The 15813-nt window shown below is 46.9% G+C and carries 18 protein-coding genes; 8 read left to right on the top strand and 10 right to left on the bottom strand.

Going from position 1 to position 15813, the window contains the following annotated elements; genetic code table 11:
- Position 1: 1 nt before the first annotated feature.
- From F0265_RS14060 to pspA, 4 genes are all read right to left on the bottom strand, one after another.
- Positions 2–1033, bottom strand: coding sequence for an efflux RND transporter periplasmic adaptor subunit (locus F0265_RS14060; RefSeq protein WP_038155884.1), 1032 nt, complete (start codon positions 1031–1033; stop codon positions 2–4).
- A 134-nt stretch (positions 1034–1167) separates the two neighbouring features.
- Positions 1168–1557 (bottom strand): envelope stress response membrane protein PspC, encoded by a 390-nt coding sequence (gene pspC / locus F0265_RS14055; protein WP_171749483.1) that lies wholly within the window; start codon positions 1555–1557, stop codon positions 1168–1170.
- Positions 1550–1783: an envelope stress response membrane protein PspB gene (gene pspB / locus F0265_RS14050; RefSeq protein WP_006962759.1), complete on the bottom strand. Its 234-nt coding sequence runs from the start codon at positions 1781–1783 to the stop codon at positions 1550–1552. The genes pspC and pspB overlap by 8 nt, the downstream gene beginning before the upstream one ends.
- A gap of 183 nt (positions 1784–1966) precedes the next feature.
- Positions 1967–2635, bottom strand: coding sequence for a phage shock protein PspA (pspA, locus tag F0265_RS14045; RefSeq protein WP_006962760.1), 669 nt, complete (start codon positions 2633–2635; stop codon positions 1967–1969).
- A gap of 215 nt (positions 2636–2850) precedes the next feature.
- Here pspA and pspF point away from each other — a divergent pair, with 215 nt between their 5' ends.
- The 7 genes from pspF (at position 2851) to F0265_RS14010 (ending at position 10009) form a co-directional block, all read left to right on the top strand.
- Entirely contained in the window at positions 2851–3849 is a 999-nt protein-coding gene (gene pspF, locus F0265_RS14040) for a phage shock protein operon transcriptional activator (protein WP_171749350.1), read from the top strand.
- 110 nt (positions 3850–3959) lie between these two features.
- The gene (locus F0265_RS14035; RefSeq protein WP_171749349.1) at positions 3960–5579 is read left to right on the top strand and encodes an ABC transporter substrate-binding protein; all 1620 of its coding nucleotides are present in this window, start codon (positions 3960–3962) and stop codon (positions 5577–5579) included.
- Positions 5579–6541, top strand: coding sequence for an ABC transporter permease subunit (locus F0265_RS14030; protein WP_019277075.1), 963 nt, complete (start codon positions 5579–5581; stop codon positions 6539–6541). The genes F0265_RS14035 and F0265_RS14030 overlap by 1 nt, the downstream gene beginning before the upstream one ends.
- The gene (gene sapC, locus F0265_RS14025) at positions 6528–7415 is read left to right on the top strand and encodes a putrescine export ABC transporter permease SapC (protein ID WP_171749348.1); all 888 of its coding nucleotides are present in this window, start codon (positions 6528–6530) and stop codon (positions 7413–7415) included. The genes F0265_RS14030 and sapC overlap by 14 nt, the downstream gene beginning before the upstream one ends.
- On the top strand, positions 7415–8413 hold the full coding sequence (locus F0265_RS14020) for an oligopeptide/dipeptide ABC transporter ATP-binding protein (RefSeq protein WP_038510673.1): 999 nt from the start codon (positions 7415–7417) through the stop codon (positions 8411–8413). The genes sapC and F0265_RS14020 overlap by 1 nt, the downstream gene beginning before the upstream one ends.
- A complete protein-coding gene (locus F0265_RS14015; RefSeq protein ID WP_006962766.1) occupies positions 8410–9195 on the top strand; it encodes an ATP-binding cassette domain-containing protein in 786 nt (261 codons plus the stop codon). The genes F0265_RS14020 and F0265_RS14015 overlap by 4 nt, the downstream gene beginning before the upstream one ends.
- 28 nt (positions 9196–9223) lie before the next feature.
- Positions 9224–10009 carry a DUF2927 domain-containing protein gene (locus F0265_RS14010; RefSeq protein ID WP_171749347.1) on the top strand — a complete coding sequence of 262 codons (786 nt, stop codon included), beginning with the start codon at positions 9224–9226 and terminating at the stop codon, positions 10007–10009.
- A 16-nt stretch (positions 10010–10025) separates the two neighbouring features.
- Here the strand turns inward: F0265_RS14010 and F0265_RS14005 are convergent, their stop codons facing one another.
- Positions 10026–10409: a DUF2750 domain-containing protein gene (locus tag F0265_RS14005; protein WP_171749346.1), complete on the bottom strand. Its 384-nt coding sequence runs from the start codon at positions 10407–10409 to the stop codon at positions 10026–10028.
- Positions 10410–10478: 69 nt separating this feature from the next.
- Positions 10479–11384, bottom strand: a complete 906-nt coding sequence (locus F0265_RS14000) for a manganese-dependent inorganic pyrophosphatase (RefSeq protein WP_171749345.1) — start codon at positions 11382–11384, stop codon at positions 10479–10481.
- A gap of 184 nt (positions 11385–11568) precedes the next feature.
- Here F0265_RS14000 and F0265_RS13995 point away from each other — a divergent pair, with 184 nt between their 5' ends.
- The gene (locus F0265_RS13995; RefSeq protein ID WP_171749344.1) at positions 11569–12783 is read left to right on the top strand and encodes a putative manganese transporter; all 1215 of its coding nucleotides are present in this window, start codon (positions 11569–11571) and stop codon (positions 12781–12783) included.
- Positions 12784–12849: 66 nt separating this feature from the next.
- Here F0265_RS13995 and F0265_RS13990 read toward each other — a convergent pair whose 3' ends face one another.
- The 4 genes from F0265_RS13990 to hisA all read right to left on the bottom strand — a co-directional run bounded on the left by F0265_RS13990 (position 12850) and on the right by hisA (position 15804).
- Positions 12850–13593: a YebC/PmpR family DNA-binding transcriptional regulator gene (locus F0265_RS13990; protein ID WP_006962771.1), complete on the bottom strand. Its 744-nt coding sequence runs from the start codon at positions 13591–13593 to the stop codon at positions 12850–12852.
- 86 nt (positions 13594–13679) lie between these two features.
- Positions 13680–14315, bottom strand: a complete 636-nt coding sequence (gene hisIE, locus F0265_RS13985; RefSeq protein ID WP_006962772.1) for a bifunctional phosphoribosyl-AMP cyclohydrolase/phosphoribosyl-ATP diphosphatase HisIE — start codon at positions 14313–14315, stop codon at positions 13680–13682.
- Positions 14312–15085: an imidazole glycerol phosphate synthase subunit HisF gene (hisF, locus tag F0265_RS13980; RefSeq protein WP_099080561.1), complete on the bottom strand. Its 774-nt coding sequence runs from the start codon at positions 15083–15085 to the stop codon at positions 14312–14314. The genes hisIE and hisF overlap by 4 nt, the downstream gene beginning before the upstream one ends.
- Positions 15067–15804: a 1-(5-phosphoribosyl)-5-[(5-phosphoribosylamino)methylideneamino]imidazole-4-carboxamide isomerase gene (gene hisA, locus F0265_RS13975; protein WP_171749343.1), complete on the bottom strand. Its 738-nt coding sequence runs from the start codon at positions 15802–15804 to the stop codon at positions 15067–15069. The genes hisF and hisA overlap by 19 nt, the downstream gene beginning before the upstream one ends.
- Between the last annotated feature and the right edge of the window lie 9 nt (positions 15805–15813).

Raw genomic sequence — 15813 nt, 5'->3', positions numbered from 1 at the left:
ATTACAACCCTCGCTCCTTGACCCACTCTCTCACTTTGATGCCAGGCTCAATACCGCTAACACCAGAGATGATGATTCGATCGCCGTCATTCAAACCGCTTTTCACCTGACGCTTGTCGTTTAACACAATCGTGGCTTTCTCAACCACGCCTGTCTGCCCGACGCGCCATACACAGGTTTTGCCGTTTTCTTCGAAAATAGCGGCACTAGGAATTCGAGTCGCACCCGTTGCATCCACTTTGACGTGCACTTCACCCGCCATACCCGGAAGAATACCGATGTCGGTTGGGCGCTCCATCACCATGGTGACTTTGTATGAGCCGGTTTTTGGGTCTGCTTCAGTATCGACTTCTTGGAAAGTGAGGTCGTAGCTGTTCTCGGGGAAAGCATCAAACTTCATCGTAGCGGTAAGGTTGATACCACTCGCGAAACGATTTAAGAGATGATCAGGTAGTTGGAATTGCACTTTCATCAGCTGATTGGTCTGAATGTTCATTACGCCTTCTTTAGCCGCAATGTATTCATAGTTCTCAGCTGGAATGATTGAGATCGTGCCATCGTATGGCGCAACCAATTTGGTGTAGCGCAAATTGGCGCGTGCTTGTTCCAAAGTGGCTTTTGCCGAATTATGGTTGGCTTTGGCTTGGTCAAAGTCTTGCTCAGAAACGACTTTATCAACGCGAAGCTTTTTATAACGTTCATATTGAACGTCGGCCAAACGGTATTGTGCCTCAGCCTGTTTAGCCAGCAACGAATATTCGTCTGGGTTTAATGACGCCAGTACTTCACCTTTACTCACAGGCTGACCTGAAAGCACATCGATAGATTGAAGTTGCCCTGGGACTCGGAAAGCTAAAACAGCTTTGTCACCGGCTTCAGATGTGGCGGGAAAATGTCTTTCAAACTGAGCGTTGCCAACTGAAACGGTAAAGAGTTTTGCGGGTCTGGATTCGGGTTCAGGGACAGGAGGGAGCTCCTTACCACAGCCACCTAGTGTTGCGGCAATGGCAAGAAGCACGAGATTTTTGTGCATAGTCAAACATCCATTTGTCACTTTTAGTTACAAAGATAGATGAATGATTACGCGACTGCCAGAGACATACCAGTAAATTATTATGAAAATTAATAATTTGCTGACAAAATATAGCTTAAGTTCTCATTATTGAGTTATAAGCTTTTAAACTCTCGGTCGACCTTAAAAGTATCAGAAGTGACGTATGCCTCAAGGTCACGGATTTTACCTTCCAGCCCGTCAAAGTCTTTCTCCAACGTATCCAAAAGCGCTTCTGGGGTCTGCCCTTGCTGCCACGGTTTACTTTTCAGCTTATGTTCTTGTTCCGTTTTAATCGACTCTACGTAATTCGCGGGCTGTTTTTCTATCATAAACGTCATTGCAATATAGGCCAGCAAGACCAAAAAGCTGCCACCGAGTAATGCCGCCGAAATAACCAGAATTCGAATTAACCAAACTTCAGTGCCGAAGTAATTTGCCAATCCAGCACACACACCAGAGATCTTACCATTGGCGGTATCACGATATAGCTCTCGCTTATTCATATCGGCGTCTCCAGTTAGGTGTTTCGGCATCCAAAATACGCTCTAGTGTATCGACACGCTTTTGCATTTTTTCTGCCTTTTCAGACAGTGTCTGTAGCCTTTGAAAATCATCTTCTGACAACCCACCTGCTGTTTTCTTCTTACTGCGGTAGTGAAGTATCAACCACAGAGGTGCGACAAAAATCAGAAATACAATCAAAGGTCCGGCAATAAGAAAAGACGACATACGCGACTCCTAAATAGACAACAGTTTTACGTGAGTAGATCCTCTACTCTGCCGTAAGATGTTATAAAATCAATTAAATAAAGGTAAGAACTTCGAAATAAAAATGGAAAGCGGTAAGAATAATCTGAGACTGGTCAGGCGACAGACGCCCGACCTATCGTGCTTTCTCGCTCGCGACTTTAATTACTTTTTGTCGTTCATCTGTTGCTTAAGATTCTCTAGCTCTTTTTCAATTTCGTCTTGAGCTTGTAACTCAGCAAATTCTTGTTCCAAGGACTTAGAGTTACCTGTTTTAGCGTACACATCTGCTTCCGCTTCCAACTCGTCCACTTTACGAGAGTACTGCTCAAACTTTGCCATAGCTTCGGAAGTACGTGCGGTGTGGAGATGCTTTTGCACATCACGTCGGTTAGACGCCGCCTGAGAGCGGATAGCCAGCGCTTGTTGCTTAGCTCGTGTTTCCGTAATTTTGCTTTCAAGCTTGCTAATCTCACCTGTCAGCTTCTCAATGGTTTCTTCTACCAATGTCTGCTCAGTGTGTAAGCCTTTCAAAACGTCTTGCAGCTTCTGCTTTTCAATCAAAGCAGCACGAGCAAGATCTTCGCGTTGCTTGGTCAAAGCCAGCGTTGCCTTTTCTTGCCATTCGCTAATTTGGTCTTCTAGTGCTTCAACTTTACGTGCCAACTCTTTCTTATCGGCAATCGCTTTGGCTGAGTTAGTACGCACTTCAACCAAGGTATCTTCCATTTCCTGGATAATAAGGCGAATCATTTTTTCAGGATCTTCAGCCTTGTCTAGCAATGCGCTAATGTTTGAATTTACGATGTCGGCAAAACGAGAAAAAATACCCATAGTTTACTCCTTAATTCTACAGTCAATCACTTCTAAGGCGGTTTGGCTGTATCTGATGTTCATTGTAGGTTTCACTTACTTATCTAGTAACCAAGATACGTGCCAACTTATAAACTCATATAAAACATTAAGTTACGAAAACAACCATTGTAATTCAATCTAATCTATGATGAATTTAGCTAACAGTAGGTAAATTTCACCAACGGAGTGGTTTCATGCAACAAAATCTCATCGGCGAGTCACCCGCTTTCCTTTCAGTGCTCGACAAAGTGTCGAAACTGTCCGCCATAGAACGACCGATATTGATCATTGGCGAGCGAGGGACAGGTAAAGAATTGATTGCTCAACGCCTGCATTACCTCTCCAAACGTTGGGATCAATCGCTGATATCACTTAATTGTTCGACACTCAGCGAAGGCCTGATCGATTCTGAGCTATTTGGTCATGAACAAGGCGCGTTTACCGGTTCTAAAGGCCGACACAAAGGCCGATTTGAGCGAGCGGAGAATGGCACCTTGTTTTTGGACGAACTGGCTACCGCTCCACTGCTGGTTCAAGAGAAGCTACTCAGAGTGATCGAATACGGCCAGTACGAGCGTGTGGGTGGGCATCAATTGCTCAATGCGAATGTAAGGCTAGTCTGCGCTACCAACGCCAATCTGCCTGAAATGGCGGCCAATGGTGAATTCAGAGCAGACTTGCTCGATAGGCTGGCGTTTGATGTTATTCATTTACCGCCACTGCGCCAGCGCAAAGAGGACATTCTGCTGCTAGCTGAATACTACGCAATAAAAATGTGTCGTGAGCTAAGCTTTGAATACTTCGTTGGTTTCTCTCCCAAAGCCGAGCAAGCATTACTCGATTACCAGTGGCCGGGTAACGTACGAGAACTGAAAAACGTCATTGAGCGAGCAGTCTATCAACACGGGCAACAAGAACACCCCATCCACGACCTGATCTTCGATCCCTTTGCGACTCAATGGCAACCTGAACCTGAAGAAGTCATTGAAGCAGCCGAACCAGAGACCGCCAGCACGAATTTTACCTTTCCAATGGATTATAAAGCTTGGCAAGAGAGCCAAGACATTCACCTGCTAAAAGTGGTGTTGGAACAGAGTAAGTTTAACCAACGGAAAGCGGCCGATATGCTGGGTCTGAGCTATCATCAGTTAAGAGGGATGATCAGAAAGTATGACCTCTCGACACTCTCCTGATCGTGCGCGTGTTATTTTAAAAACCATTAAACTAATAATGGTAAACTACTGAGATATTAGGGCATAATGGGGAGTTCTATTATGCTTTGTCTCTGGCAATTGTTCTTTCTATGAAAGCATTCATTCAACTGACATTGAGTATCTTCGGCGTCACCCTGCTTACAGGCTGCGGTGAAGAACTTGATCACAACAAAATTCGTCAAAACGGCTTCGTATACTGTGGTCAAGGCGGTCCGACAAGTTTTAACCCTCAATTGGTCGATAGCGGAATTACATCTGAGACATTGAGCCCGCAGCTCTTTGATACGTTACTGACGTTGGACTCGAATAACTTCAAGCCGATACCAAACCTTGCCACCAGTTGGTCGGTGAACAAAGCAGGCACGGAATACACCTTTAATTTGCGCAAGGGCGTGAAGTTTCAGAAGACCGCTTGGTTTACGCCAAAACGTCCAATGAATGCAAAAGATGTCGTGTTTAGCTTCCGCCGGATTATCGATTCTTCACACCCTTATCATTACGTTGGCAGTGGCTTGTACCCTTGGTTTAGTGGTATCGACTTTCAAAATCTCTTGATTGATGTAAAGGCCATATCTGAATACCAAGTCCGATTCACCTTAAGCCGCCCAGACAATACTTTTTTATCCAACATTGCTACCAGCCATGCTGTAATTCATTCGGCAGAATACGCCAGCATGCTTGAATTGACCGATGACAAAGCGATGCTTGATAGCCACCCTGTCGGGACCGGCCCATTCTACCTTGATGACTTTCAGGTCAACGATTTAGTACGCTTAAAACGTCATAATGATTACTGGAAAGGTCGCCCTAAAATGGCTCAGGTGGTGTTCGATATTTCTCACCGTGGTACAGGAACACTCGCTAAGTTGCTGCGCAATGAGTGCGATGTGTTAAATTCACCGCTCTCTAGTCAAATCCCCATCATTGAGCAGCAGAGTGATATTGAATTGATGGCGAAACCCGCAATGAACATTTCGTTTATTGCCGTCAACACCACTCACCCAGCCCTCAACGATCCACGAGTACGTAAAGCGCTCAACTACGCGATTAACCGCCAAAACATTCTGGAATCTGTCTATTACGGCACGGGCAGTCAGGCCTACTCTGTTCTTCCACCCAGCTCTTGGGCTTATCTAAAAGACAGTGTCCAGATTCGTTATGACCGAAATTACGCCATCGCGTTGATTAAAGAAGCTGGGTTCGATAAAGGGTTAGAACTGACCATGTCAGTGCCGCTGGAACCAAGAGCATACAACCCAAGCCCACGCAAAACCGCTGAGCTTATCCAGGCAAACTTGGCCGATATCGGTATTACCCTCAATCTGCTCACCGATGATCGCTACGATCGCACAGACGTTGCCAGCAACGCTAATATCGACCTTTATCTAACAGGCTGGATTGCCAATACCGGTGACCCAGATAATTTCTTGCGACCACTACTGTCCTGTGACTCAAAAAGAGTGGGGCTAAACGTGTCGAGCTGGTGTAATTCTGATTTCGACTTCCTGCTCGACCTTGCTTTGGAAGTCGACAAGCCACGCTACCGTCTCAACCTATACAAGCAAGCGCAAAACATTCTTAATGAAGAATTCCCTGTGATTCCACTCAGTCACGGCATGCAATTCCAAGCTTATGATGCTTCGTTACAAGGGTTTAAAGTGAGTCCATTTAACGCACAACCTTTCGATGCAGTAGAGAGGGTCAAATAATGTTTCTCTATACTGTTCGACGTATCAACCTGTTTATCATCACTTTGCTAATTCTGACCATGGTCGGTTTTAGTCTGCTTAGGCTAGACCCTAACTCTCCATGGGCAATTCAGGATTTCTGGCCCGGCTGGATGACCTATATTGGCGAGCTAATGCACCTAAACTTTGGCGTCACCAAAAGCGGTGTTCCTATTGCCGACGAACTGGCATTGGTCTTCCCAGCAACACTAGAGCTGTGCTTGATCGCCTTTGTCCTATCTCTTCTGGTCGGCATTCCAATTGGAACCTTGGCTGGCATGAAACAGGGTAAATGGATTGATACCGCGATCTCCTTTACCTCTATGTCTGGCTACTCAGCGCCGATTTTCTGGGTCGCGCTCTTGATGATCATGGCCTTTTCGCTGCATTTTGAAATATTCCCCGTTGCTGGCCGTTACGACCTTCTCTATGAAATAGACCACATCACTGGTTTTGCCATTGTGGATGCCTTTTTCGCTCGTGGAGAATACCGCGCCCACGCACTGCAGAGTGTGCTGGAGCACCTAATGCTGCCTTGCTTGGTACTCGCGCTTGCACCAACGACGCAAGTCATCGGTTTAATGCGCACCTCGGTAGCAGAAGTCATGGGGCAGAACTACATTAGGGCGGCGCGTATCAAGGGTCTTTCAACCCATGAGATTGTGACTCAACACGTACTGAGAAATGCCATCCCGCCAATCATTCCTAAGATTGGTGTGCAGCTTTCAAGTATGTTGACGCTGGCAATCATCACTGAATCAATCTTTAACTGGCCGGGCATTGGGCGCTGGCTTCTGGATGCGTTGTCCAATCAAGATTACGTCTCGATTCAGGCAGGTGTTATTGTGGTCGCCACGTTAGTGCTGACTGCCAATATTCTTTCAGATTTGATTGGTGCTATGGTCAATCCGTTAGTAAGGAAAGAGTGGTATGCTAACCGATAACGTATATCAGGAAGAACAGATCCCAACCCAGTTCGAGCGTTTCTGGCGCAGCTATCGAGCTAATGGCCTGGCGATGTTTGGGCTCTGGTGCCTTGGTTTAATCGTCTTAGTGACTATCGCCTCTCCTTGGCTTGCACCGCATGATCCTCAAGCTCAAACAGGTGAGCTACTGGTTCCGCCGTCATGGAATCCAGCAGGCACTGTCGAATACTTCCTTGGTACGGATGATTTAGGCAGAGATATTCTATCTCGTCTCATCGTTGGCTCTCAGCTGACCTTTGGTGCTGCAGTCATCATTACCCTCATCGCAACCGTTGTTGGCTGCTTGATTGGTATTCTGGCCGGAATGACCAAAGGACTGGTGTCGAGTACGCTGAACCACCTACTAGACACGGTTATGTCGATTCCCTCGCTGCTGCTCGCGATCATTTTTGTCGCCTTTCTGGGCTTCGGCGAATTCAATATTCTCCTCGCGATATGCCTTGCGTTGATACCTAGGTTCGTTCGCTCGGTTTACATTGCCGTGCACACAGAAGTGGAAAAAGATTACATCATGGCAGCACGCCTTGATGGAGCAAACGACTTCTACCTGCTTTGGAACTCAATCTTGCCCAATATATTGGTGGTGATTGCTTCTGAGGTCACACTTGCCTTATCGATCGCCATTCTTGATATCACCGCCCTTGGTTTTCTTGGCTTAGGCGCACAAGCGCCTAGCACGGAATGGGGAGCCATTCTTGGTGATTCAGTCGAGTTAATTTACTTAGCACCTTGGACCGTGACACTGCCGGGCCTCGCCATCATGTTCATCGTGATAGTCATCAACTTAGTCGGCGAAGGGGTTCGTCAGGCACTCAACGCGGGGATCGAATAATGCCATTACTAGATATTCGCCACCTGACGATTGAGATTGAAACGCCTCAAGGACTGATGAAAGCTGTAGATCGCATGAGCCTTACCATGAACGAAGGGGAAATTCGTGGCTTGGTAGGCGAATCGGGTTCAGGTAAAAGCCTAGTCGCTAAAGCGATTGTTGGCGTATGTAAAGAAAACTGGAAAGTGACTGCTGACCGAATGCGTCTGGGCAATGTTGACTTACTCCAACTGACACCAAAAGAACGTCGCCGCGTAATCGCACGAGATATCGCGATGATCTTTCAGGAACCATCGACCTGTCTTGACCCTTCGGAAGAAGTGGGCAGCCAGCTGATCGAATCGATTCCTGCGCATTCTTTTGATGGCAAATGGTGGGAACGCTTTAAGTGGCGTAAGAAACAGGCAATTACCCTACTACACAAGGTTGGGATCAAAAACCACGAGCAAATCATGTCTAGCTACCCGTACGAGCTGACTGATGGTGAATGTCAGAAGATCATGATTGCCATGGCTATCGCGGCGAAGCCTAAGCTTCTGATTGCGGACGAGCCAACCAATGACCTCGACCCAATCACTCAATCTCAGATCCTACGTCTGCTAAGTCGAATGAATCAGGTCAACAACACATCGATCATGCTGATCGGTCACGATCTGACAACCATTACTCAGTGGGCAACCAGAATTACGGTTATGTACTGTGGCCAGTCCGTTGAGTCCGCAGACACCAAAAAGATTTTAGAAAAACCAAAGCATCCGTACACGGTAGCTTTACTCAAAGCGATGCCGGACTTCAGTGAGTGGATCCCTCACAAAGAGAAACTGCAATCTCTCCCCGGTACCATCCCTCCATTGCAGCACTTACCGATTGGCTGCCGACTCGGACCACGTTGCCCTTATGCACAGCGTCAGTGTGTTGAGATGCCAATGACACGACGAGTTAAGAACCACAAGTTCGCCTGTCACTTCCCGCTGAATATGGAGAAGAAAAAAGTATGAGTGCGCTGCTAGAAGTTAATGGCCTGAGCAAAGAATTCGTTACCCGTTCAGGCTTGTTTCGTAAAAAGGTCCATCAAGCAGTAAAGCCCGTCAGTTTTACGCTTGAAGCAGGCCAAACCCTTGGTTTTATCGGCCAGAATGGTTCCGGAAAGTCGACGTTAGCGCGCATGCTAGCAGGCATGGTCGAGCCCACCGCCGGTGAAATTCGAGTCAATGGCGAGCTTTTAGAACACAAAGATTACTCAACTCGCTGTAAGTTGATTCGGATGATCTTTCAGGACCCAAATACCTCGCTCAATCCACGCATTCAAATTGGTCGAATTCTTGAAGGTCCTTTAAAGCGAAACACCAATATGACACCTGAAGCGCGTATGAAGCGGGTCAAAGATGTCTTGCTGAGAGTCGGTCTACTTCCTGAACACGCCTACTTTTATCCGCAGATGTTAGCGGCAGGGCAGAAACAACGTATATGCCTAGCACGCGCTTTGATTCTACAACCTTCGATTATTGTTGCCGATGAAGCGCTGAATGGTCTTGATATGGCCATGCGTTCCCAGATTATTAACCTATTCTTAGAATTACAGGAAGAGATGGGCGTGTCGTTTATCTACGTATCGCAACATCTGGGGGTCGTGAAACACATCACAGACAAGGTGATGGTCATGCATAATGGTGAAGTGGTCGAAGCAGGAGAAACTCAGCAGATTCTAAGCTGCCCGGACAACATCATCACTCAACGTATGGTGGAAAGCCACTTCAATAAAGCGACCTGTTTTAAGTAATCTGTTTGAAGATTGACAGGAGTCCCACATGCTAAGGATAGCGATTGGGTTCGTATTTGGTTTGCTTCTACTCAGCCCCACACTGGCTTACACCACCACCAAAACTTGGCTAGATCCTAGCTTTATCAATCAAGCATTTTTGGATGTCGCGTTAAAGAACGAGTACTCAGAGGGCAATAAACCTCTAGTTAAATGGAAACAACCGATCAAGGTTTGGGTTGAACACAAAGTGGCCGACCAAGATCTCCATGATGAGCTAACCAATGCTCAACTTAGAGATCTCTCGTCGATAACTCGCCACCCAATCGAACGTGTATCCAGCAGAGAACAGGCCAATATCATCTGGATCTATACCCGCGAATCAGACTGGCGAAAAGATATCGAAAAAGAAATCGGCCCGAGTGCTCTCAAAAACATTCATGGCGCCCTTTGCAAAGCGGGATATAGGGTAAACCAGGCCACGAGTGAAATTGATTCTGCAACTGTCATTATTCCGGTCGACCAAGCAAGAGAGCATGGAAAATTGTTGGCTTGTATTGTAGAAGAAATCACTCAGGTGATGGGATTGCCCAATGATGCCGAGTCAGCCTATCCATCCATTTTCAATGATGAAACGCCCGAGGATCTACTTTCACCGTTGGACGTTATTCTATTGAAAATGCTTTATGACCCAACGTTAGAGCCAGGGATGGAGCGAGCTCAAGTGAAAAAGCTCGCTAAGAAGATATTGGATCAGTATCAACGCCAAGGAGTGCTGAATAACGCCGTTGCTGTGTCCAAGTCAGGTGAGTTGTTTCAGATTGCAGGGTATTAATAGGCTAGATTAGTTCCTATTTTCCTGCTTTTTTCAGCTCAAACTCGAACTCATCCGGATAGAGCACTAAACCTTCTTCATTTTGGTTTGGGAATACCACGATAGACAGTTCATCGTCTTCAAGGCCGTAAGTCCAGCGGCTAAACCATTTTGCCGTCGAGATCGACTCTGCTTTACAGTGTTCCCAATCACCCGTTGCCCACTGATTGGCAAACTCTTCGTGAGGCCAAACAGGTACACAATCCTCATCTTCAGTGTTGAGCATCACACAGCCGTGTTCATCAGTAAGAATCCAAACTTTTCTGTGCTTAGCGATTTCTTTAACTGTGTACTTCAGTCGCTCGTCTTCACGCATTTTAAGCACGGATTCAATCTGCTGCGGTGAAAGTGGTTCTGACATTTCCTTACTCCTCAAATAAAACGCCCACGGAAGTCCGTGGGCGTCGAATTTTGTTAATGAACCGGCGAATTAAGCCAGTTCAGTCTGAAGCCAAGGCCAACCTTGCTTCTTACGGCTTAGCGTGTTTTCCATCATCAGCATGCCGTCTTGCTCGTGCTGAGTCAGTTTCTCTGCCCACTCACCTTTGTATAGTAGACGAGTTTGAGCTGTAGTGATGTCAGTTAGCATTACTGCAGCAAAGGCTAGGCTTTCTTCAGCACAGCGGCGTTCTAGATCAGATTCCAGCGCTTCAATCATGCCGTCTACTTGCTCTAGAGTCGCAAGTTCAACCTGACCGATAACAACATCACGGCCGTTAAATGGATAGCCTTTCAGATCTTTTTCTACAAGCTCAGCCGCCGAAAGACCTTCGATGTTTGTTTTTGCGATAAGAAGATCTTTAATGAAAGCGTCAACATCACATACGTCTGCAATTTTCGCTAGCTCTTCAACAGCATCTTTATCTTTCTGTGTGCAAGTTGGAGAAGCAAAGCCGACGGTGTCAGACAGGATAGCCGACATCATTAGCTTAGCGATTTGCGGTGAGATTTCATGACCTTCAATTTTGAACATGTTGAAAAGTACTGTGTTCGTACAACCAACAGGCCAAATCCACGCTTCCATTGGGTTTACAGTCATAACATCACCTAGGCGGTGATGGTCAACGATACCTAAGATTTCTGCTTCGGCCACGTCATCCGGTGCTTGCGCTAGATCTGAGTAGTCAACCAACCAAATTTTCTCACCAGCAACAGAGGTGCGAAGTTCAGGTACTTCTGCGCCTGCGACTTCAAGAATGTGCTGTGTTTCACGGTTGATTTCGCCTTGGCGAATTGGCATTGCTTCAACGCCACGAGCTTTTAGCAGCTCAGTTGCTACCAATGCACTACAGATGCTATCACTATCAGGGTTCTTGTGACCTACAACTAGAATCATCTTTTTTCCTATTACGACTTAAATAGGCCCGTATTGGGCAATTACTCACAAAGGCCGATACTTTACCTGAATTTTGAAATTTGTCATGAGTTAGCAAAAAGAAAAGTGTAAATCACAACTTTTAGTTGCAAATAATTCTCATTAACATATATTGAGAATTATTCGTATTTGCATTTAAAGCTCAATGGACTCGATAAGACTTTCTCAAACACTGCCAGGTTGGCTGTCTTTTTCCCAGTTTCGGCCTGCCTATAAACGCCTTCTCCTGCCTGTGACTCTACTGGCACTGGTACTGAGTGAAACGACACGTGAAGTCACCGTTTCTACTCTGTCTGATGCCTTCTGGGCAGTGTCTGCCTACGTTGCTTTTACTCTGGTCATCTATCACTACGTTTCCCTGTGGATGAACAAGGAGAGCAAGCTGGTTAACCTATACCAGAGCTCACGTGGCTATCAGGTTTTCTTTGCTTCTTTACTGGGCGCCCTGCCTGGGTGTGGCGGTGCCATTATAGTAACAACTCAATTTGTCAGCGGGCGGGTTGGCTTTGGCGCCATTGTCGCAGTATTAACCTCCACTATGGGTGATGCTGCGTTTCTGCTGTTGGCTAGTAAACCTGATATTGGTTTGGCCGTTGTTGCACTGGGCGTTGTGGTAGGCTCGGTGTCTGGATGGGTCGTCAACGCTATTCACCAAGATGATTTCCTAAGGCCGACCGTTAAGTCGGTGCTTGCGGATAAATTTTGTTGTCGTTCAGAAACAAGCGATCCTTCTGGTCTTGAAAAGAAAGCCATCAACCTGCAAGGGGCCTTCTGGAAGTGGCTCATCGTTCCTGCGACTGTGGTAGCAGTATTGGGTTCATTCCAGGTCGATATCAATGAGCTTCTTTCTCTACCTGCTATGAGCATTGAGTGGCTCGGTGCTGGGCTGATAATTCTGAGTATGCTGCTTTGGTCACTGACTAAAGAAATCAAAGATTACGAGTCAACAGTATCAGAAGATAAGAAGACCGTTTCATCACATCCTCTACAGAAAGCCGCTCAGGATACCAACTTCGTTACCGCATGGGTTATTCTGGCCTTTATGGCGTTTGAGCTGATTGCTTTCTTTGGTCACATCGACTTAGCCACGACCTTTTCCGGTTGGGGAGTGTGGATGCCACTGATGGGGCTAGCGGTTGGCATGCTGCCTGGGTGTGGGCCTCAAATTCTGGTAACCAGCTTATATATTTCTGGTGCCGCGCCACTGTCTGCTCAATTAGCCAACGCGATTTCAAACGATGGCGATGCACTATTCCCAGCTATCGCTCTGGCACCAAGAGCAGCACTGGTGGCGACGATCTATTCCGCTATTCCTGCGCTGTTCGTCGGCTACGGCTACTATTTCTTATTCGAGATATAATAACGTGTTGGCTAATACGTAAATACGAAAACGCCCTCAATTGAGGGCGTTTTTGATCAACCTACGTTATAGCGTTGCTGCTACCTCGTCAGAAATGTCACCATTATGGTAGACCTCCTGTACATCATCTAAGTCTTCCAATGCATCGATCAAACGAAGTAACTTCGGCGCGGTATCAGCGTCTAACTCAGCTTTAGTCGATGGAATCAGTGATACTTCAGCGTTTGCCGCTTCGAATCCAGCAGCATCGAGTGCATCTTTTACCGCACCAAAATCATGAGGCTCCGTAAAGACATCAATGGCGCCATTTTCTGCAGTTTCAATATCATCTGCGCCACTGTCGAGTGCCACTTCCATTACTTCATCTTCGTCTAATCCGGGAGCATAAGAGATCACGCCTTTCTTATCGAACAGATAATTTACGCTGCCATCCGTACCTAGGTTTCCGCCTGCCTTAGAAAATGCGTGACGGACACCAGACACAGTTCGATTACGGTTGTCTGTCATACACTCAACCATTACCGCGGTACCACCAGGTCCATATCCTTCGTAGATGACGGTTTCCATGCCATCATCCCCTTCGCCACCAGCACCACGAGACACTGCGCGATTCACCGTATCACGCGTCATGTTATTGGAAAGAGCTTTGTCGATAGCAGCGCGAAGGCGTGGGTTATTCTCTGGCTCACCGCCACCTTCTTTAGCTGCAACTACGATTTCTCGGATCAGTTTAGTGAAAATCTTACCGCGCTTTGCATCTTGTGCTGCTTTGCGGTGACGGATGTTAGCCCATTTACTATGACCAGCCATAAATGAATACTCCCTAGCAAAAAGAAAAGCCGTAAGTGATGCTTACGGCTTTGAATTTTCTTCAGTTTATCACAATGAAGACAGCTTTACTTGTGACGCTCTTTCAGCTTATTAACCACGTCGTTCATTGATAAACCTTGGTCCTGAAGTAGAACCAGTAAGTGATAAATCAAATCCGCTGACTCACACACTAGCTCCGCCTTGTCACCCGACGTCGCCGCAAGCGCGACTTCAACGCCTTCTTCGCCCACTTTCTGCGAAATACGCTTGGTGCCACGGGAATAAAGGTTGGCAGTATAAGAGGAATCAGGGTCGGCACTCTTGCGGGCAGCCAATAACTGCTCAAGTTGATGAAGCCACACCATTTGCGACTCCTCTTGCGGATCGACGTCCCAGCAAGTGGTGTTGCCCAAGTGACACGTAGGGCCAATGGGATTCACTTTCACCAGTAGCGTATCGTTATCGCAATCTAACTGCATGTTCACCAATTGCAATACGTTACCTGAGGTCTCACCTTTGGTCCAAAGACGCTGTTTGGTACGAGAGAAAAACGTCACTTGACCCGTTTCACCCGTTTTTGCCAACGCATCTTGATTCATGTAACCCATCATCAGCACTTGGCTTGATTGGAAATCTTGTACGATGGCAGGCACTAAACCATCCACCTTGTCCCAGTTGATGCGCTCAGCTAGAGAGCTGACTTCGGTGGTGTTCAAACTCATAGTCGCACCTCAATACCTTGTTGTTTCAAATACTGCTTTAGTTCACCAATGTTGATGACCTGTTTGTGGAATACCGATGCAGCAAGCGCACCATCCACATTTGCTTTTTGGTAAGCTTCCGCGAAGTGATCCATGGCACCTGCACCACCTGATGCAATCAGCGGTACGTTACACACTTCACGCACCATGTTCAGTTGTTCGATGTCGTAACCGTTACGCACACCGTCTTGGTTCATCATGTTCAATACGATTTCACCAGCACCACGCTTTTGCACTTCTTGCACCCAATCACGCGTTTCCCATTGGGTCGCTTTAGTGCGTTCTTCATCACCCGTAAACTGGTAAACCTGATACTTGCCCGTCTCTTTGTCGTAGTAAGAGTCGATGCCAACTACGATACATTGAACACCAAATTTATCAGCAAGGTCGGTAATCAACTGCGGGTTCGCCAATGCCGGTGAGTTGATCGACACCTTGTCCGCGCCAAACTCAAGAATGCGTGCTGCGTCTTCGGCTGATTTAATACCACCAGCGACGCAGAACGGAATATCAATCACTTCTGCAACGCGAGCGACCCAGCTTTTATCGACGACACGTCCATCACTTGAAGCGGTAATATCGTAAAACACCAGCTCGTCAGCGCCTTCTTCCGCATAACGCTGCGCGAGAGGAACGATGTCGCCAATGATTTCGTGGTTGCGGAACTGAACGCCCTTCACCACTTGACCATCGCGAACATCAAGACATGGAATTATTCGCTTTGCCAGCATGCAAATGCCTCCTCTGCTGTGAACTTGCCGTCTAGCAGTGCTCGACCGACAATCACGCCAGCTACACCACTACCTTTTAGTGCTTTGATATCCGCTAGCGAGCCGATGCCACCTGAAGATTGGAACTGCACTTGTGGGTACTGTTTACATAGGTCAACATAAAGCTCTACGTTTGAGCCTTCTAGCGTACCGTCACGTGAAATGTCGGTACAAAGTACGTGCTGCAAACCTACTGTTAGGTAGTCATCGATCAGAGCTTCAATCGTCACGCCTGAGTCTTCTTGCCAGCCGGAGATTGCCACTTTACGCGTGCCGTCTTGGTCGATATTGATGTCGAGTGCAAGAACAATTTTCTCTGCACCGTATTTTTCCATCCAACCTTTCACTAGCTCTGGCTGTTTGACTGCTGTAGAACCTACTACAACGCGCTGTGCGCCTGCCTCTAGCAGATCAATCACGTCTTGCTCGGTACGCACGCCACCACCGATTTGGATGTTCGCTGGCGTACTTGCTAATAGCTTTGCAATCAAGTCCAGTTGGCGCGCTGTGGTGTCTTTTGCGCCCGTTAGATCGACTAAGTGAAGCCAGTTAGCACCCGCTTGGTGGTACAAGTTAAACTGCTCTGCTGGATCAACTTTGTATTCGGTAACTTGGCCGTAATCACCTTGATAAAGGCGAACCACCTGTCCTTCAATTAAATCAAGAGCTGGAATAATCACACTAAATCC

The organism is Vibrio sp. RE88 (genome assembly GCF_013113835.1).
Classification (GTDB): domain Bacteria; phylum Pseudomonadota; class Gammaproteobacteria; order Enterobacterales; family Vibrionaceae; genus Vibrio.
Note: the sequence above shows the minus strand (reverse complement) of the source record. Positions and strands in the feature narration are given on the sequence as shown.